The organism is Williamsia sp. 1138 (assembly GCF_002095435.2).
Taxonomy (GTDB): domain Bacteria; phylum Actinomycetota; class Actinomycetes; order Mycobacteriales; family Mycobacteriaceae; genus Williamsia.
Window position 1 is genome coordinate 92,001 of sequence record NZ_MJEJ02000048.1, and the last position, 18,089, is coordinate 110,089.

18 protein-coding genes are annotated in these 18,089 nt (G+C 64.9%); 9 read left to right on the plus strand and 9 right to left on the minus strand.

The window, feature by feature from the left end; genetic code table 11:
• The first annotated feature begins 25 nt into the window (after positions 1 to 25).
• Positions 26 to 2,098 carry a PhoX family phosphatase gene (locus BH683_RS18895; protein WP_084837821.1) on the plus strand — a complete coding sequence of 691 codons (2,073 nt, stop codon included), beginning with the start codon at positions 26 to 28 and terminating at the stop codon, positions 2,096 to 2,098.
• Between the two features lie 10 nt (positions 2,099 to 2,108).
• Here BH683_RS18895 and BH683_RS18900 read toward each other — a convergent pair whose 3' ends face one another.
• The 3 genes from BH683_RS18900 to BH683_RS18910 all read right to left on the minus strand — a co-directional run bounded on the left by BH683_RS18900 (position 2,109) and on the right by BH683_RS18910 (position 5,085).
• On the minus strand, positions 2,109 to 2,729 hold the full coding sequence (locus BH683_RS18900; protein WP_084837822.1) for a TetR/AcrR family transcriptional regulator: 621 nt from the start codon (positions 2,727 to 2,729) through the stop codon (positions 2,109 to 2,111).
• 92 nt (positions 2,730 to 2,821) lie between these two features.
• The gene (locus BH683_RS18905; RefSeq protein ID WP_084837823.1) at positions 2,822 to 3,745 is read right to left on the minus strand and encodes an alpha/beta hydrolase; all 924 of its coding nucleotides are present in this window, start codon (positions 3,743 to 3,745) and stop codon (positions 2,822 to 2,824) included.
• Positions 3,745 to 5,085 carry a glycogen debranching protein gene (locus BH683_RS18910; RefSeq protein WP_094647598.1) on the minus strand — a complete coding sequence of 447 codons (1,341 nt, stop codon included), beginning with the start codon at positions 5,083 to 5,085 and terminating at the stop codon, positions 3,745 to 3,747. Before BH683_RS18910 ends, BH683_RS18905 begins: the two co-directional genes overlap by 1 nt.
• Positions 5,086 to 5,162: 77 nt before the next feature.
• Between BH683_RS18910 and BH683_RS18915 the strand changes: the two genes are divergently transcribed.
• Together BH683_RS18915 and ddaH are read left to right on the plus strand one after the other, a co-directional pair.
• On the plus strand, positions 5,163 to 5,840 hold the full coding sequence (locus BH683_RS18915) for an SDR family oxidoreductase (protein WP_084837825.1): 678 nt from the start codon (positions 5,163 to 5,165) through the stop codon (positions 5,838 to 5,840).
• 126 nt (positions 5,841 to 5,966) lie between these two features.
• On the plus strand, positions 5,967 to 6,749 hold the full coding sequence (gene ddaH, locus BH683_RS18920) for a dimethylargininase (protein WP_084837826.1): 783 nt from the start codon (positions 5,967 to 5,969) through the stop codon (positions 6,747 to 6,749).
• Here ddaH and BH683_RS18925 read toward each other — a convergent pair.
• A complete protein-coding gene (locus BH683_RS18925) occupies positions 6,744 to 7,655 on the minus strand; it encodes an LLM class flavin-dependent oxidoreductase (RefSeq protein WP_084837827.1) in 912 nt (303 codons plus the stop codon). The genes ddaH and BH683_RS18925 overlap by 6 nt on opposite strands.
• Positions 7,656 to 7,796: 141 nt before the next feature.
• Here BH683_RS18925 and BH683_RS18930 point away from each other — a divergent pair, with 141 nt between their 5' ends.
• Both BH683_RS18930 and fmdA read left to right on the plus strand, forming a co-directional pair.
• Complete coding sequence (locus tag BH683_RS18930; protein WP_084837828.1) at positions 7,797 to 8,087, plus strand: zinc ribbon domain-containing protein; 291 nt, start codon at positions 7,797 to 7,799, stop codon at positions 8,085 to 8,087.
• Positions 8,088 to 8,099: 12 nt separating this feature from the next.
• The gene (fmdA, locus tag BH683_RS18935; protein ID WP_084837829.1) at positions 8,100 to 9,353 is read left to right on the plus strand and encodes a formamidase; all 1,254 of its coding nucleotides are present in this window, start codon (positions 8,100 to 8,102) and stop codon (positions 9,351 to 9,353) included.
• A 3-nt stretch (positions 9,354 to 9,356) separates the two neighbouring features.
• Here fmdA and BH683_RS18940 read toward each other — a convergent pair whose 3' ends face one another.
• The 4 genes from BH683_RS18940 to BH683_RS18955 all read right to left on the minus strand — a co-directional run bounded on the left by BH683_RS18940 (position 9,357) and on the right by BH683_RS18955 (position 11,882).
• Positions 9,357 to 10,331 (minus strand): alpha/beta hydrolase, encoded by a 975-nt coding sequence (locus tag BH683_RS18940; RefSeq protein WP_084837830.1) that lies wholly within the window; start codon positions 10,329 to 10,331, stop codon positions 9,357 to 9,359.
• On the minus strand, positions 10,332 to 10,706 hold the full coding sequence (locus BH683_RS18945) for a nuclear transport factor 2 family protein (protein WP_084837831.1): 375 nt from the start codon (positions 10,704 to 10,706) through the stop codon (positions 10,332 to 10,334). It abuts the gene before it with no gap.
• A gap of 50 nt (positions 10,707 to 10,756) precedes the next feature.
• Complete coding sequence (locus BH683_RS18950; protein ID WP_084837832.1) at positions 10,757 to 11,188, minus strand: VOC family protein; 432 nt, start codon at positions 11,186 to 11,188, stop codon at positions 10,757 to 10,759.
• 157 nt (positions 11,189 to 11,345) lie between these two features.
• On the minus strand, positions 11,346 to 11,882 hold the full coding sequence (locus tag BH683_RS18955) for a DNA starvation/stationary phase protection protein (protein WP_246833481.1): 537 nt from the start codon (positions 11,880 to 11,882) through the stop codon (positions 11,346 to 11,348).
• A gap of 158 nt (positions 11,883 to 12,040) precedes the next feature.
• On the opposite strand from BH683_RS18955, the gene BH683_RS18960 reads away from it, so the two are divergent.
• The 3 genes from BH683_RS18960 to BH683_RS18970 are packed head-to-tail and all read left to right on the plus strand — an operon-like array spanning position 12,041 to position 15,574.
• Complete coding sequence (locus BH683_RS18960; protein WP_084837833.1) at positions 12,041 to 13,246, plus strand: DICT sensory domain-containing protein; 1,206 nt, start codon at positions 12,041 to 12,043, stop codon at positions 13,244 to 13,246.
• A gap of 7 nt (positions 13,247 to 13,253) precedes the next feature.
• Positions 13,254 to 14,636, plus strand: coding sequence for a DUF2252 domain-containing protein (locus BH683_RS18965; RefSeq protein WP_084837834.1), 1,383 nt, complete (start codon positions 13,254 to 13,256; stop codon positions 14,634 to 14,636).
• 17 nt (positions 14,637 to 14,653) lie between these two features.
• Positions 14,654 to 15,574 (plus strand): hypothetical protein, encoded by a 921-nt coding sequence (locus BH683_RS18970; protein ID WP_246833464.1) that lies wholly within the window; start codon positions 14,654 to 14,656, stop codon positions 15,572 to 15,574.
• Positions 15,575 to 15,586: 12 nt separating this feature from the next.
• Here BH683_RS18970 and BH683_RS18975 read toward each other — a convergent pair whose 3' ends face one another.
• Entirely contained in the window at positions 15,587 to 16,846 is a 1,260-nt protein-coding gene (locus BH683_RS18975) for a hypothetical protein (RefSeq protein WP_143696092.1), read from the minus strand.
• A gap of 626 nt (positions 16,847 to 17,472) precedes the next feature.
• Between BH683_RS18975 and BH683_RS18980 the strand changes: the two genes are divergently transcribed.
• Entirely contained in the window at positions 17,473 to 17,994 is a 522-nt protein-coding gene (locus tag BH683_RS18980; RefSeq protein WP_143696093.1) for a hypothetical protein, read from the plus strand.
• Positions 17,995 to 18,089: the final 95 nt, after the last annotated feature.

An 18,089-nucleotide genomic window follows, 5' to 3' on the forward strand; every position in this document is an offset into this window, starting at 1 on the left:
TCCCAACAGCCCAGGGGGCCCCACGGTGCGAGTTCCACTTGCCCTTTTCGACAAGACCGCAGGCGCCTCCAAGCGCTCGCTGGTCACATGCCACTACAAATGTGGCGATGCCTGCTGGCATCAACCGCCGAACACCAGCGACAACACCTATTTCCGCGACGTCGCCCGCGCAGCGGTCTCGCGTAGATCCGTCCTGCGTGGTTCGGCAGCAGCAGTCGTCGCGGTCGGCGCGACGTCAGCACTGGCTGCCTGCGGTGACAACAGTTCATCGGCGAGCCCGAGTAGTTCGAGCAGCTCGGGCGGCGCCGCCGGTGCCGCGGTCGCCGGGATGAACTTCGCAAGCGTCGCACCCAACACCGAAGACGCACTGCTCGTCCCCGAGGGTTACGAACAGGCGGTCGTCATCATGTGGGGCGATCCGGTGGTGCCCGGTGCTCCCGCCTTCGACTTCGACAACCAGTCACCGGAGGCGCAGGCCCAGCAGTTCGGGTTCAACAACGACTTCGCCGGTCTCATCCCGATCGAAGGACAGGCCGGCCACTTCTACCTGGTGGTCAACCAGGAGTACACCACCGAAGAGTTCATGTTCAAGGGGTACAAGCCCAAGGAACCGACCGAGCCGCAGGCACGGATCTCGATGGCCGCACACGGAATCACCGTCGTCGAGGTGACGAGCGAGAACGGTTCGGGCAAACTCACACCTGTTGTCGGCGAACGTAACCGGCGACTCACCGCGTCCAGCCCGTTCACCCTGACCGGGCCGGCCGCGGGCAGCGACTTCGTCAAGACCTCCGCCGACCCGGCGGGCACCACGATCCTCGGCACCATCGGGAACTGCTCGGGCGGGCTCACCCCGTGGGGCACCATGGTCTCGGGCGAGGAGAACTTCAACAACTACTTCACCGGCGCCGCGTCGGTCACCGACCCGGTCGCGAAGGAACGACTGGACCGGTACGGATTCGACGACGAGGACGACTACCACCAGTGGGGCCGTTACGAAACCCGGTTCGACCTGTCGAAAGAACCCAACGAGGGCAACCGATTCGGCTACATCGTCGAGGTCAATCCACACGACCCGAATTCCACCCCGATCAAGCATTCGTCGATGGGCCGGCTCAAGCACGAGGGCGCCAACATCTTCGTCACCGGCGACGGCACGGTGGTCGCATACACCGGTGACGATCAGAAGTTCGAGTACATCTACAAGTTCGTGTCGGACAAGAAAGTCCGGCCAGGCGTCGGCGCTGCAGCGATGCAGCACAACATGAGCATCCTGTCGACGGGGACGCTGTACGTGGCGCAGCTCAGCGGCAACGAGCCGGACCAGATCGACGGCTCCGGCAACCTACCGAGCTCGGGGTCGTTTGCAGGCACCGGACAATGGTTCCCGCTGCTGACGGTGACCGACGACGGCGCCGAGTCGCGGGTCGAGGGGATGACCGCCCAGGAGGTCGCGGTGTTCACCCGTATGGCCGCCGACAAGGTGAACCCCACGAAGATGGACCGCCCCGAGGACATCGAACCGCACCCGGTGACCGGCAAGGTCTACTGCGCCCTGACGAACAACGATGATCGCGGCACCGAGGGCGAAGCACCCGTGGACGAGGCCAATCCTCGCAACGAGAACAAGAACGGTCAGGTCATCGAGATCACCGACAACCACGCGGGCACCGAGTTCACCTGGGACCTGCTACTGGTGTGCGGTGATCCGGCTGCCGCCGACACGTACTACGGCGGATTCGACAAGACCAAGGTCAGCCCGATCTCATGCCCGGACAACGTCGCATTCGATCCGCACGGCAATCTGTGGGTGTCCACGGACGGCAATGCCCTGAAGAACAACGACGGACTGTTCGCGGTCGCGCTCGAAGGCGAGAACCGCGGTCAGACGAAACAGTTCCTCACCGTTCCGCGTGGCGCCGAGACGTGCGGTCCCATCATCGGCACCGACCGGGTGATCGTCTGCGTCCAGCATCCCGGCGAGGAAGACGAGTACTCCGCCGACAAGCCGTATTCGAACTGGCCAGAGGGAGGCGATGCGCAACCGCGGCCTGCTGTTGTCGCAGTGTGGAAGCCTGGCGGTCAGATCGGCGTCTGACCGACGAGCTTCAGGTCAGCATCGACTCCATGACGGTGGCGACCTGTGCGGCAAGGGACTGCGCCGCCGTGTCGTCACCGTTGTGTAGCCGGAACAGCGCCTGCTGGAACAACCCGTCGAAGAGTGCGTAGGCGATCGGTGGGGTGAGAGCGGGGACCGCTCCGTCGAGTTCGCCGTACCGCGCCACCACCCGCCAGATCATGGCTTCCAGGCCACTCTCGATCTCGCCCACCGCGGGCCGGAATCCGGCGTCGAAGTAGCTCTGTGCGCGCATGTCGTACCAGAGTCGGTGCATCGAGGCATCGTCGGTGAGCGTGGTCGCCATCGCTTCCGCGAAACGCGCCGTGAGGTCTTCGGTGCTCGACGCACCTTCCGTGGCGGCGTCGTAGCGGGTCACACATTCGGCCTTGTACTCGAGTACGCCGAAGATGATCAGTTCGTTCTTGTCGGCGAAGTAGTAGTGCAGCACGCCATGGGTGAAATCCGAATTGTTCGCGATGTCGCGCAGGCTGGTGTTGGCGTAGCCACGTTCGGCCAGGGTGAGCAGCGCCGATTTCGCGAGCTGACGACGTCGCTCGCCGAACTTGTCGGGGCGACGTTCGATCCGCTGCTTTCGTGTAGGCGTGCTCATCACACAGGAGTGTAGGGCGGTGAGACCATTCCAACAATTGTTTCACCAGGCGTCCAAGAAACACCTTGCTGCCGTCGGCGGCCAGGAGGAGATCAGGTCGATGAAGGGCCGAGGAACTCCAGCACCAGGTCGGCGACGACGTCCGGTTGTTCGAGCTGCAGGAAGTGTCCTGCTCCCTGCACCAGTCGAACGTCGCTGCCCGGTGGGAGCCCGGCGCCTACGCGGTCGGCGAATCCGGCTTGCATGCAGCCGTCGGTGACACCGTGCAGGTACAGCAGCGGCGTCAGCACCTGATCGAAGCCCGAGGCCTGCAGTGCCCGATAGGGCTCTGCAGGCTTACCGGGCCGCAGAGTCGCCCGGTAGTACTGCAGCACCGCACTCCGGTGTTCGCCGGTGGGGAGTGCGTCGAACACGTGGCGCAGATCCTCGGCGGCGTCGTAGCCCGGAGACCATCGCTTCCACAGCAGCGGGATCAGCTTGTCGAGAGATCGCTCGGACAGCCGCGGTAGTTGGACGAACATCATGTACCAGCTCATGAAGGCCTGTCTGGCGAGCAGCTTCGCCAACTGCCCGGCCTCGTCCCCGACCGACGTGAACGCTCCGACGGGCGGCACCGACATCGACACCACCTTTCGAAAAGGTGAATCCCGATATGCCGCGAGACCATTCGAGGTGAGGCACCCCCAGTCATGCCCGATGACGACAGCGCGATCGTCGGCTCCGAGGAGCCGATGGATCTCTATCGCGTCGAACATCAGCGCACCGACGTTGTAATCACCGTCCGCAGCAAGCGTCGACGGCGCGTAACCACGAGTGAACGGAGCCACCACGCGGTAGCCCTGCGCAGCGAGCCGCGGCCCCACATGGCGCCAGGAATACGCGGAGTCGGGAAAACCGTGCAGACACAACGCCAAAGGTCCGTCGTCCGGGCCCCAGGTGAAGGCCTGCAAGGTGGCGGTCGGCAGCACCAGTTCGATCTGATCGGCGCCGGCCGGTGCGGCGAGAGTCTGTGTCATCAGTCCAGCCAATCCAAAACAGCGGCTGCTGTCCAGGATTGCTGCATACTGCCCAGCGGTGCGCCGGTGAAGGGTTCGTAGTATTCGGCAAACGATCCGTCCTGCGCCTGGCGCAGGCCCTCCTCGCGCAGGCGTGCGGATCGTTCGGTCCAGCCGCGGCGGGCGAACGCCCAGGAGAACAGCCAGGTCATCACCGGCCACACCGGACCGCGCCAGTACTCGCGTGGCTTGAAGTCTCCGGAGATCGGCGACGTCGACGGCGGTACCGCATATCTCAGATCCGGATGCCCACAGAACCGTGGGCCCTCGAACAGTCTGACCAAGGCGCGCTCGCGCTCGCGCGGCAGTCCACCGCAGAGCAACGGCGCGAACATCGCGATGGTCTCGGTATTGATCCACCGACCCGCCTTGATGTCGAAATCCCTTGCCGCCCCGTTCCTCTCGGCAGAAGCGGCCGCGACGCCGGCCCGGAACCGATCGGACCAGGCACGCAGGTCACGGATGTCGGCACGAGGTTTCGAGTACTCCTCGCCGATGGTCGCGAGCACGTCGCAGGCCACCGCGAAGATCGCGCTGACGAACACGTCCTCGATGGCGAAACTCATCACATCCGGGAGTTTCGCGTCGTCGTAGTTCGCGCGTTTCATCTGCTCCACGAGCCAGAGGTAGCGGTCGTATTCGACGTCGCTGGGCCGCATCGAGGCGTCGGCCCCGTGGGACAGGTCTGCGCGGGTGTACGGGGGCAGGTCTGCGCCCGGGACCACGTTCCCGTACGCGGCGTCCCAGCGCGGCGAGTTGTCCATCCCCGATTCCCAGCCGTGGTACAGCGTGATGCGACCGCGACCCTGCGGGTCCCGGGCATGGGCCAGCCAGCGGTGCCAGCGCACCAGGTCACCCCAGCGCCTGTCCAGGAACTCCTCCGCGACCGACCGCGTCGTGCGGCCCTGCCGTCGCGAGTGGTCGAGGATGCGCTGTACAGCGATCGCGTGCACCGGCGGCTGCGTGATACCGGAGGTCTGCGGAGAGCGAGGTGCGTTGAACGCCAACTCAGAGCACTCCCACCGGGCGGGGCCCGGGAAATATCCGTCACGACCGTTCGCGAAGACGATGTGCGGGATCATCCCGTTTCCCCACTGCGCGGACAGCAGGGTGTCCATCTCGACCACCGCCCGTTCCACGCTCAGCGGGGCGAGTCCGACCGTGACAAAGGCCGCATCCCAGCTCCACATGTGCGGATAGAGGCGCGGTGCTGCGCTGGTCATGGTGCCCAGGTCGTTGCCGCGCAGCAGGTAGGCAGCGCGCGCCGACAGCTGGGTGTTGGTGAAGCCGACGGATCTCACATCGACATTCTGGCCCCGATGACGCGATCGTGCTCGACCGGTCATACCGATCTGGCCGCGTGGTTAGGCTTGCGGGCATGCCAACTGCCTTGATCACCGGCGCCAGCCGCGGGCTCGGAGCGGCCATCGCCCGCGGCCTCGCTCCCACCCATGACCTGCTGCTCGGCGGGCGTCCGTCGTCCGAACTCGACGAGATGGCGCTCGAACTGGAGGGCGCGGCCACCTGGGAGGTCGAACTCACCGACCACGACGACCTGTACTCCGCGACCGAGATGATCACCTCGCTCGACGTACTGATCCACAACGCCGGAATCGGCTCACTCGGCACCATCGAGGAGACACCCGCCGACGAGTGGAGGCGGGTGCTGGAGGTCAATCTGATCGCGGCCGCCGAGTTGACGCGGCTGCTGCTTCCTGCGCTGCGGCAGGCCCGCGGCCACGTCGTCTTCATCAACTCGGGCGCGGGCCGGCGGGTCAACCCGGGCTGGGGCGCCTACGCCGCGAGCAAGTTCGGGCTACGTGCCCTCGCCGACGCGGTCCGCGTCGAAGAGCCCGACCTCCGCGTGACGTCGATCTTTCCCGGTCGCATCGACACCGACATGCAGCAGGAGATCGTCGCGATGGAAGGTGGCGACTACGACGGGACCCGATTCTTGGTCCCCGAAACCGTGGCGGCAGCCGTGGTGAACGCCATCCACACGCCTATCGATGCCCACCCGGAAGAGATAGTGCTGCGGCCCACGGGTCGCCGGTAGCCACAACCGAATCTGCTCCACTTCTAGCAATCTGCTCCACTTCCAGGGCGCTAGAAGTGGAGCGGATTACTAGAAGTGGAGCAGATCGCCTCGCGAGGTACCTCACTTGGTGAAAAATGGTCCACCATGACCACAGCACCCCGAGGAACCGCGCTGGTTCGGCGGCCGGCGGCCACACTGGCCGACGGCATCGTCACCTTCATCGAGCGTCAGTCGATCGACCTCGGGCTCGCGCATCGGCAGTGGCAGGACTACGTGGCTGCCCTCGAGGAGAACGGGTGGTCCACGCGCGAGGTCCCGGTGGACGATTCACTTCCCGACTCGGTGTTCGTCGAAGACACCGTGGTGATGTTCGACGAACTCGCGGTGATCACCAATCCCAAAGCGCCGGCACGCAACCCGGAGACGGTCGCGACCGAGAAGTTCGTGCGGGACCTCGGGCTCGAGGTCGCGGGCATCACCGACCCGGCGACCATCGACGGTGGCGACGTCCTCAAGGTCGGCAAGCGTGTCTACGTCGGCTTGACCGGCAGTACCGACCAGGCCGCTGTCGACCAGCTCACGGACCTGCTCACGCCCCGCGGCTGGGAGGTGATCGCGGTGCCGGTCACCAAGGCCCTGCATCTCAAGAGCGCGATCACCGCGCTGCCCGACGGCACGGTGATCGGCTACGCGCCGATTGTGGACGATCCGTCGATCTTCCCGCAATTTCTCGCCGTGCCGGAGGAGCCGGGCGCCCATGTGGTGGTCCTCGACGAGAACACCGTACTGATGAGCTCTGCCGCGCCAGACAGTGCCACGCTGTTCGTAGACCGTGGTTATGACGTTGTTGCCGTGGATATCTCGGAGTTCGAGAAGCTCGAGGGTTGCGTCACCTGCCTCAGTGTGCGCATTCGAAAGAGTCTATGAGCCCGCGAGTATCGGGCGCACCTGCCGCCCGAGAAAGCGGCACAGCCCCGGCAGATCTGGTTCGTCTTCGGTCGGCTGGATCGCCACCGACGTCACGCCCACCTCGGCGAGCCGGCTGATCGCGGCCGCGAGCGCTTCTGCATCACCCGCCACACCCACGTCGTCGCGATCGGACTTCTGCCACCGGGCCACCTCTACGGCGACACGCTCCGCCGCCCCTACACCGGTGGCGGCGATCAGCGGCACGACAACAGGCGGCGTGGCCTTGCCCGCGGCCGCGGCCTCCGCGCGGATGAGGTCACACGCAGCGCCGATTTCGCTCACCCCCAAGCCTGCCGTCAGCAAGACACCGTCCGAGCGGCGAGCGGCGAACCCCAGCGAGCGCGGCCCTTCCCCACCGACCAGCAGCGGGACGTTTCCGGTGGGCGGCCAATGGAGCTTCACGGCGTCGACGTGCAGGTACGACCCGTCGAACGTCACCTCACCGCCGGCGAGGAGATCTCGCAGGACCGAGTCGTACTCGTTCAGCAGGGTCATCGGAGAGGCGACCCTGGCACCGACCTGACCCATCCAGCTCTGCACCCCGTGACCGATCCCGGCGAGCACCCGGTCCGGGAACAGCCGGTGCAGACTTGCCAATTCCATTGCTGCCACTCCGACGTTGCGCAGTGGAACCGGCAGCAGTCCGACTCCCACCGTGATCCTGCTCGTCCAGGCCAGCGCGGCCGACGCCGTCGCCAGGCCGCCGTGCCGGAAACAGTCTTCCCACAACCACAACTCGTCGAGGCCGGCCGAGTCGGCTTGCTGCGCAACTTCTCGGAGTTGCTCCGGCGCGAACGCCGGCAGGAAGGTGATGCCGAGGGATGGGATTCCGGGGGGCGCGATTCCGGGCGGCGGGGAGACCATACCGGCGAAAGTATCACCGCCGGCCTCATCATTTGGTTAACGTGATGGTGACGATATCGACACTGCACGTTGCCTTGCGACTGTGACGATTGCCGGGCAGTGAGTTCTCTGTGAAAGCTCCTTCGTCCGAACGGAATACCATTGCCCACCTATCAGTTCCGTTGTCCGACCTGTGGTGATTTCGACCGCAGGTATCCCATCGCCTCGGTGCCCGATCACAGCAGGTGCGTCGAGTGCGACTCCTCTGCGCGACGCGTGATGACGGCGGCACGGTTGGGCGGCGGCAGTTCGGTGGCGATGCGCCTCCTCGACGCCACGGCCCGTACCGCGTCCGAACCGCGTGTGGTGTCGAGCCCACCGAGCAGCGGGCGCCCATCGCCACGACCGGCCCGCGCAGCAGACCCTCGACTGTCCACCTTGCCCCGACCCTAGAGAGATCCGCAGATGCCTGACCTCGTGTTCCCGCTGGATTCGACGAAGAAGTTCACGGAGCAACAGCTCCTGGGACACAACCGGTGGCACCATGCCATCCCTCCGGCGGTGACCGTGAAGCCTGGCGACAGTTTCCGGGTGCACTGCCGCGAGTGGTTCGACGGTGCAATCGAGAACAACGACTCCGCCGAGGACATCCTCAACGCACCACTGACCACCGTGCACACGCTCAGTGGCCCGATAGCGGTCGAGGGCGCCAAGCCCGGCGACCTGCTGATCGTCGACATCCTCGATGTCGGGCCCATCCCCCAAGAGGATTCGGGACCTCTGGCCGGTCAGGGCTGGGGGTACACGGGTATTTTCCCTACGGACAACGGCGGCGGTTTCCTCACCGAACAGTTCCCCGACGCCTACAAGGCGGTGTGGGACTTCGCCGGCCAGACCGCGACCTCGCGCCATGTACCCGGGGTCAGCTTCACCGGCATCGTTCACCCAGGCCTGATGGGGACCGCGCCGTCGAAGGATTTCCTTGGTACGTGGAACACGCGCGAGGCCGCGCTCATCGCCACCGATCCGGATCGCGTACCGCCGCTGGCGCTGCCACCGGAACCGCAGGACGCGATCCTCGGAAGTCTGACCGGTGACGAATTCGCCGCAGCCGCAGCAGAAGCCGCGCGGACGGCACCGCCGCGGGAGAACGGCGGCAACCAGGACATCAAGAACATGACCAAGGGCACGCGGATCTTCTACCCCGTGTTCATCGACGGCGGAAACCTCTCCGTCGGCGATCTGCACTTCAGCCAGGGCGACGGTGAGATCACGTTCTGCGGCGCGATCGAGATGGGTGGATTCATCGATCTGCGCGTCGACATCCTGCGCGGGGGTATGGACACCTACGGAGTCTCGGAAAACGCGATCTTCATGCCCGGCAACACCGATCCCCAGTATTCGCAGTGGCTGGCATTCTCTGGCACGTCGGTGACGCTCGACGGTGAGCAGCGCTACCTCGACTCCCACCTGTCCTACCAGCGCGCCTGCCTGCACGCGATCGACTACCTCACGAAGTTCGGCTACGCGCCTGAGCAGGCATACCTGCTGCTCGGCGCCGCACCCATCGAAGGCAGGCTCTCGGGTGTGGTCGACATCCCGAACGCCTGCGCCACGGTCTACCTGCCCACCGCGATCTTCGACTTCGACGTCACGCCCGGCCACGGCGGACCTGTGCAGATCGACCCTGGGATGGGAGCGCCTCACGCGAGCAGATAGGGATCAGGCCCGGTCCAGCGACGCCGCGAACGACACAAGTGCTGCGCTGACCTCGTCGGCTCGTTCCATCTGGATGAAATGACCGGCACCAAAGAAGGTCTCGACACCACGGAGCCCCGGCATCATCTCCCGCATCCGGTCGACGGCGCCGCGGCCGGCGATCGTCAGGACCGGATCGTTGTCGCCGCAGAGAAAGTATGCGGGTACATCGAGAACCCGCGGCACCTCGCTCTGCAGCTGCCAGTTGAGGTCGGCGGCCCGATACCAGTTCAGGCCGCCTGTGAAGCCCGACTTCCGGAACGCAGCGTGGTAGACGTCGAGTTCGGCTGACGTCAACCACGACCAGGGCAGCTCGGGTGCCTCGGGCAAGACGTCGAGGTAGCCCAGCCGCCGGCCGCCTCGATCACTCGGGTGCTCCCAGACGTCGAGGTACCGGTAGTCCCCCGACAGCGCATAGAAGATGCGGGTCAGGAACTCCCGCGGGCGGGCGTCGAGTTCAGCGTCGGCCAGATTCGGCTGCAGGAAGTAGTCGAAATGGAAGAAGTGCTTCTGCGCCAGGTACCCGAACGCTTCGGAGGGCCGGATCGGAATGCGATCCGGGGCGTAAGGCATGGCCAGCAAAGCCAACCCCGCCACCCGTTGCGGGTACTCCAGAGCCAGCGTCCACGTAGTCGGTGCACCGAAGTCATGTCCGACGACGACGGCGCGTTCGACATGCAGCGACTCGAGTAGGGCATCAAGGCGACCGGCGGCAGAGAGGTACGTGTACTCGGCTACCGCCGCCGGTGAATCGGTGCCGCCGTAGCCCGGCATGTCGGGGGCGATGACCCGGAACCCCGCAGCGACCAGTGGCTGCACCTGATGCCGCCAGCTGTACGCCAGACCGGGAAACCCGTGGCACAGCAGCACCACCGGTCCCGAGCCCTCATCGATGAACGCCCACCCGAAACCGTCGACCGTCAGCCGGCGGTACTGCATCTACAGGGTCTGCAGATCTTCCGCACTCCAGACCGCACGCATCGTCTTGATCTTGCCGTCGTTGTCGAAGACCATGATGTCGACCGGCGTGATCTTGAAGGCCGAGCCGCCCGCCTCGGTGATGAGCGTGAACTCGAACACGGCGGTGTCGCCGGCGATCTTGGACCAGTGCAGTTCAGAGGTGACCTTGTCCATGGCGGCGATCACGCCATAGAACTCGATGAGTGACTCTCGGGTGTTACGGATGTCGGCGCCGATCGGGTCCTCGACCGTCGCGTCGGCGGCGTAGAGATCCGCGACCTGCTCCGGGGTGCCATTCGCGACCAGGTCCACATAGGACTCGACAATTTTCTTGATTTCTTCGGCACTCGGCATCTGCGTCTCCCTCGAGGATTAGAACGTGTTCTAGTTCGAGGACGTTACCCTTACTCGGCGGGAGGCGCGGTCAATTCGATGTTGATGTCGTCGGGGTCCTGGAACGACATGATGAAGCCCGCTCCACCGAGGTCGGTGATCTCGCCGTGGGTGATGTCCGCCTCGTCGAGAGCCTTCGCTGCGGCCTCGAGCTCGTCGCGCGACTCGACGGCAAAGCTGACGTGGTCCAATCCGGTCGTCGTGGAGTCGAAGGTTTCGCTGCCAACCGGACGCAAACCGAACAGGGTGCCCTGCGGGGTCGCGTAGATGGTGCCGCCGTAGAACTTGTCGGGAGATTCCCGGACGCCGTTCTCGTCCACGGATTCGGACGAATCGATGACGATCGGCCAGCCGAACAACGTGTCGTAGAAAGTCTTGGAGCGGGCGATGTCGGTGACGGTCAAACGGACGTGTGCAAATCCCGAACTGGTGATGAGTGCCATGGCTCCAACTTACGCGTCAAACGATCTTTGGTCGACCGCATGAGAGATCAAATCCCTTGAGCTGCAAGAGAAGTGAAACGAACAGGTCTGACCAGCCCTCGAGGCGCCCACCGATTGGTGGGCGCCTCGATTTGATGACTGTTGGTGCGACGAGTGGTCAGCGAGCCTGGTCGGCTGCGCCCTTCTCGCTGGTGGCTCCTGCGTTGGACAGCTCGCCCGACGGATTCTCCAGGTGTGCTCGGACGAACCACTGGAACTTCTCGAGCTCCGCCGTCTGACCGATCAGGATGTCTTCTGTCACCGGGTCGATCTCGCCGGCGACGGCGATCGCCTCACGATGCGAGGTGATGAAACCGACGTAGACGAGGTCGAGCGCACCGAGGTGAGCTTGCACCGTGTCGCGGCCGACGGAGTAGTCGTCCCAGGAACGGTCCTCCTCGATGGCCTTGGCGGTGCCCCGAGGCGAGCCACCCAGGGTCGCGATGCGCTCGGCGAGAGTGTCTGCGTAACCGCGGGCCAGTTCGACCTGCGGGTCGATCATCTCGTGCACGCCGATGAAGTTCGTACCGACGACATTCCAGTGAATGTGCTTCAGCGTGAGATGCAGATCGTTGAACGCGCTGAGACGTTCCTGCATGACAGAGACCAATTTTTTCGTGGCGTCATCCGAGAGGCCGGGTGCTGTAAAAGTCATGACTGTCATGTGCCCATCCACGGGGTGCCCCAAACCTATGAACCCCCCACCGCGATCAAATCGCGACCTTCAGGTCACGAAATGGTAACGGCGGGCTTCGCAGACGGTGGTCACCTGTGGTTGTCTAGCCCTATGGCGGGAGTGCGAGTAAGTACTTGGTGACCCGAATCGACGGCGAGGGAGTCTTCGGGGGACTCGACCTGGTGCACCGATACGCACCCGTCAGGCGCCTTGCCGACGGGGCGCTCGTCGCTGCCGAGCTGCAGATCACGGGTCGCCCGGGCACCGCGGTCTCCACTCCCGATTCCCTACGCCGCACCGCGCGCCTGATGCAGGAGTCGGTGGCCGTCGATCAGCGGAAGCTGGTGATCGCCGCGGAGAACACCACTGCAACCGACCTCCCGGTGCTCATCACCGTCGACATCGGCTCGATAGATCACTCCGCGGCGCCTTCGGAATTTCGGCAACTGGCCTCGGTGGATCCGGACGATTTCCTCCGACGGCCGGGCGACATGCTCAAAGAGGTCGAACGCACCCGCAGTGCCGGCCACCTGATCTGTGTGGACCTGATCGGCATCACGAACCGCGCGATGACGTTGCTGTGGCTGATCGATCCCGACGTCATCATCATGACGGCCGAATTGCTCGCCCGCGACGACGCCGCGACCGCACAACTCGCGCACGGTCTGACCGCCCATGTCGAGCGCAGTGGTGCGCTTGTCATCGCCGAAGGCGTCGACACCGAGGCCCGGCGGATCGCCGCACAGACGATCGGCGCGGACTACGGCATCGGAAATCTCTTCCCGCCGGCAGCCGAGCTCAGCGAGTTGGGCGCCGAGCGATTCGAGCCACTGCCCCTGCAGCAATCACGTCGGCATCCCAGCGAAGCAGCCACAACGCCATACTTCATTGCATCTGCCGAACACCGGTCCCGCCGCGGCGACAAGCGACTCCTGATCGAGATGAGCAAGGCGCTCGAGGTCCAGGCCTCCACCGCGGGGCCCGGAGTGCTGGTGCTCGGGACGTTCCAGGAGGCCAAGCAGTTCACGCCACTGACGGCGAAGCGCTGGCGGGTGCTCGCCGACCGCTCGGGCTTCGCCGGTGTTTACGGAGTCGGGTTGTCCCACATGCTCGACGGCAACGTGCAACATGCTCCGCTCGACCCCACCGACGATCTCGTCAACGAATGGACGGTGGTCGTTCTCGGACCGCATTCGGCCGCACTGCTCGCAGCACGCGACCGCGATGACGATGTGCCCGACCTCGACCGGACCTTCGACGTGGTGCAGAGCTACGACCGAGACCTCGCCACCCGTGCCGCGCACTCCATCCTCACCCGGTTCACCGTCCCGAGCAGCGACTGAGGAACCCATGGCCAACCGCCCGGACCCGGTCGACCTGCGCGACTACCACGACGCCGACGAGGTCGTGGCCCGCGGCCGCACACTGCGGGCACAACTGCCCGAGTCCGCTCACGACCACCGCGCCGCCGGCCCAGACCGCCCGGGTGTCCTCGACTATGTCGAGCAGAGCAACGCCGGGAGGCTTGCCGACCTCACGCCGCTTCGGATCGGACGGATGACATTGTCCCCGTTCGCGTTCTTCCGCGGCGCTGCCGGCCTGATGGCCGCCGACCTCGCCGGGACGCCGGACAGCGGTCTGCAAGCCCAACTCTGCGGCGACGCGCACGCCGCGAACTTCGGGCTCTACGGCACACCCGACGGCCAGATCGTCATGGACATCAACGATTTCGACGAGACGATCCCCGGTCCATGGGAGTGGGATCTGAAACGGTTGGCGGCCAGTTTGGTGCTGGCCGGCCGCGGCGGCGGGGTCTCGGAGGCTGGGTGCCGCGATGCGGCGCAGGACGCGGCGCGGTCGTACCGCAAGACGATGCGCACCTTGGCCGAGGTGCCTTTCCTTCGGTCTTGGTCGGCACTGCCCGATGCCTCGATTCTGGATCAGGCCAAGGCGGACGCGTTGCTCGACGACTTCGACGAAGCTGCGAAGAAGGCTCGCCGCAACACCAGCGAGAAGGTGGTCGCCAAGTGGACCGAGCACCTCGAGGACCACACGACTGGTATCCGGCGACATCGGTTCGTCACCGATCCGCCCATTCTCACCCGCGTCGATGCGAGCACGGCTGATGAGGTCGCGACCGGACTGAACGACTACGTCAGCACCCTGCGCGAGTCGCGGCGCAACCTGATCTCCCGGTTTGCAGTGTCCGACATCGCTTTCCGGATCGTTGGCACCGGGAGCGTGGGGTTGCGCAGTTATGTGGCGCTGCTGCACGGCAACCGCTCGGAGGATCTGGTGTTGCAGATCAAACAAGCGAAGCAGTCGGCACTGGCACCGTACGTCAGGGCCGACACCCCGCGGCATGAAGGCAAACGCATCGTCCGCGGCGCCCGGATGGTGCAGTCGGAGACCGACATCCTGTTGGGCTGGACAACCATCGACGGCCTGCCCTACATTGTCCGCCAGTTCCGAAACCTCAAGGGCGACATCGATCCGACGGCACTGAAGCGGAGCCTGCTCGACGACTACGGTCGCCTCGCCGGAGCTCTGCTGGCGCGAGCACACGCCCGCTCGCTCGATCCGCGACTGCTGGCGGGGTATTTCGAGGACGGCAAGGCACTGGACAAAGACATCGGGAGCTTCGCTGTCCGGTATGCGGACCAGACCGAACGGGATCATTCCGAACTCGTGGCCGCCGTCGCTGCGGGCGTCATCGAAGCGGCCGACGGCTGACTGGCTAGCCTGAAGGCGTGAGCGCAGAATCCGACAAAAGCCCCATTCCCTCGTCACCGACCGTGGTGCTGGCCGCGTGTGCTCAGCTTCCCACCGGCGACGGCGATGACGACGGGTTGATCGACGCCCTCACCGCGGCCGGGTTGTCGGCGCGCTGGCTGGCGTGGGACGACCCGGAGATCAACTCGGTCGATGGTGTCGTACTGCGCGCGACCTGGGATTACCCAGATCGGCTCGACGAGTTCCTGGCCTGGGCCGAAGGAGTCGACCTGCTGATCAACAGCGCGTCGATGGTGCGGTGGAACTCCGACAAGGGATACCTGCTCGATCTCGAAGCAGCAGGCATCCCGATCGTTCCGACTGCGGTCTTCGCGCCGGACGAGACCGTATCCATCCCGGAGGGCGAGGTGGTGGTGAAGCCTGCCGTCGCCGGAGGCTCCCGCGGCGCGGCCCGGTTCACCGATCCCCGGCACGCGGCCGACCATGCCGCCGCACTGCAGGCGGCCGGCCACCGCGTGGTGGTACAGCCCTTCGACCCCGCGGTGGCCGAGGGCGAGACCGCGCTGGTCTACATCGCGGGCCAACGCTCACATGCGTTCACCAAGGGACCGATGCTGCCCGAACCCGGTGTGGAAGGCGAACTCGACGAGTCCGGGCTCTACCTCGTCGAATCACTGGCTCCGGCAAGTCCTCCCGACGAGTTCTGGGAGTTGGGTGACAGCGTGCTGACCGCGGCCGCGCATGCGGTCGGTGTCATGCCCGCCAACATCCTCTATGCCAGGGTCGATCTCCTGGGTGCCGGCGGGTCCGGTGCCCGGCTACTCGAGTTCGAGGCTGTCGAACCGTCGCTGGGCTGGCACCAACTCCCCGAGACAAAGCGAGGACCGGCGATGGCACGGTTCGCGCTCGCCACCGCGGCCGCGCTGGCACGCCGGTGACGTCCTTTCCGGTCAAGATCGTGGCGCCACGATTCCGAGCAGTGCGAGCGCCGACCCGACGAAGATGGTGACGAGGAACATCACGACACCTACGTCTTCTTCGGTCGTCATCCTGATCACGCTCGCTGCACATCCCAGGGCGACGACACAGCTGATACCGGTGCCGACGGCCACGATGTCCTGCGCGTGAAGCCACTTGGGCCCCAACGGGATCACTGGCCGGATGCTCGCAGGTAACGGCCGGGAGATCAGCGCGTACACGGAAAAGGCGATCGTGAACACCACGTAGCCCAGGGCTGCGGTCGGGGGATACACGGTGACCTCCGGATCAGCCCGCAGTAGCAGGTATCCGACGTCTGATGCCGCTGCCGCCAGCAGACCGATCACCGACACCGCCGAACCGAAGATGCGGTAACCGCAGAGCATCGGAGCCAACGCCATCATGGCAAGTGCGATGTCAGCCGCAGGCAGAATCGCGTACAGAAGAATGAGACCGTCCGTCCGGAGGCCCAGAGCGGTCAGCAGCAGGATTGCCAAGGTGTACGGGCAAGCCACCAACCCCACACAGGTGACTGCGCTACGCCACGGGCGGCGCCAGTTGCCCGCACCGTGGAGGCCCGAACTCATCCACAGCGCGGCACCCACACAGATCGGCATCAGAAAAAAGCCGCTGCCGGCAAGCAGTCCTGTGGGCATGTCGTCGTGGAGTAGTTGCCGTTCTATGAACCACATGAGTCTTCCGGATGCCCAGCTCGCGGCGCCGAGAGCCAATAGGGAGAAAAACAGCGAACTCGGCCGATCGTTGTTGTCGTGTGCGTCAATTGCTCGCTTGATGAGGATGACGGTTGTACCCGTCATGAAAACTATTTGGACAAGATCGGCGATAAACGTTGTGTGGGCGACATTGTCGTCAATTGCCTGCATCACACCCATTGCAATAGCTCCGCAGAAAAGCACCACGATCCACAGCACCAGCGGAAGATGCTGGGCACGGGAGTTCGTGTCATTGCCGGCTTCGACAATGACATCCGGCTGTTCGCCTGCACCGACCCACAGCTGATGCAACACCACCGGGTCCGCGCCGACCGCCAGACCCACCTGCTCGATGACAGGCCACGACAGATCTCCCACATGTTGGGAGAACGCCTTGGCGACTGTGGTGTGGCTGTAGTCGGTTCGTGCGGCAATCGCCCGTAAACTCGGTGACCCCTGGGCTTTACGGGCACGGTCCAAACAGTCCGCTAGTGTCTGATCTGTATCGCTGTCGTACATGACGCGCCCCCTTGAATGCTGCGATTTCTCCCCCGTAAACATGACCCTGATGGTGTCTAGCAGCGTAAACACGACCGAATTGGCCGGGTGACACCTGACGAGGACACCGATCGTGCCTGCGCGCCAAGCAAAGAACTCTCCGCGACTATTTGTCAAGACGACAGCGAAGTGGCGGGTCGGTGCCGAACGCCTCTGCTGCCCCCGCTCGTCGCTCGACAGTCGGACCTCGGTGACACAGCCTTCGTAAAATCGGGCTTCGGCGGCATTTACAAGGCGCGCCAGTCGGGCGCTGCGGAACTGTGACGTGAATCACAGGGTGGTCCGTGGTTCGTAGGACCAGCGGTATCGACTCGTAAAGGCGCGGATACCTGTTGTCCAGCAGTGTAAACGCGCATTCCTGCAGTTGCGTGACACCGCAGGGACGCGCTTCGCTGGAGACCCCTTCGCAGAGGGGATTCATGCAATTGATGACCACGCACCAGCCGACTCCGGCCAATTCGATCTCAGCGAAGCCGGGGTCCTTCGATTTTTGCAGTCGACGTTGCCTGCAAAACCGCGCAGGTCGAAACGATCTGGCGGGATATCCATTGTCAGACAACCAACAAATAGAAATAGAGGTCCCAACCATGATCGCAACAAAGCGTAAGTCGGCGGCAATGGGTGTATGCCTGGCCGCCATGATGGCAACAGGTTTGGCGACGGCCGCAGCCGGACCCGCAGCGGCGGACAGGCACGATCATGGCCGTGCCGAGATCGCGGTCTCCGCCAATACCGGGGCAGGCACGCGTGCGTACGTGGTGAGAAACGACGGCGACACCGTCGTGCCGGCCGGAACGCAGTTCACCTTCCACTCGGCCGGATTCGCCAGCATCGGACTCTTCGGGGATTCGCAGATCGGCCAGGACTGGAACATCCAGGCACTCGGTTCGGGTTACGACACCAGGGTCTACCTGAAGAATCCGTTGCAACCGGGACAGAGTGTTTCGTTCCAGCTGTCGACGGTGGAGGTGTCGGCGTTCACGCAGTCCACGTTCACCCTGACCGATCCGAGGATCGCGACCATCGATACGAACCTGCAGAACAACTCCGCTGGAATCCGCTGCCTGGTGGTGGTTCTCGGACTGCCGGCATGTAGCGCGGTGCTGTAACACAACCACCCGCACAGGCTGGTGACGTCGCACGCGATCGTCGCCTGCGCACACCAGCCGAGAAGTCGGCCGTCGCCGAGGGATCGACGGCCGAC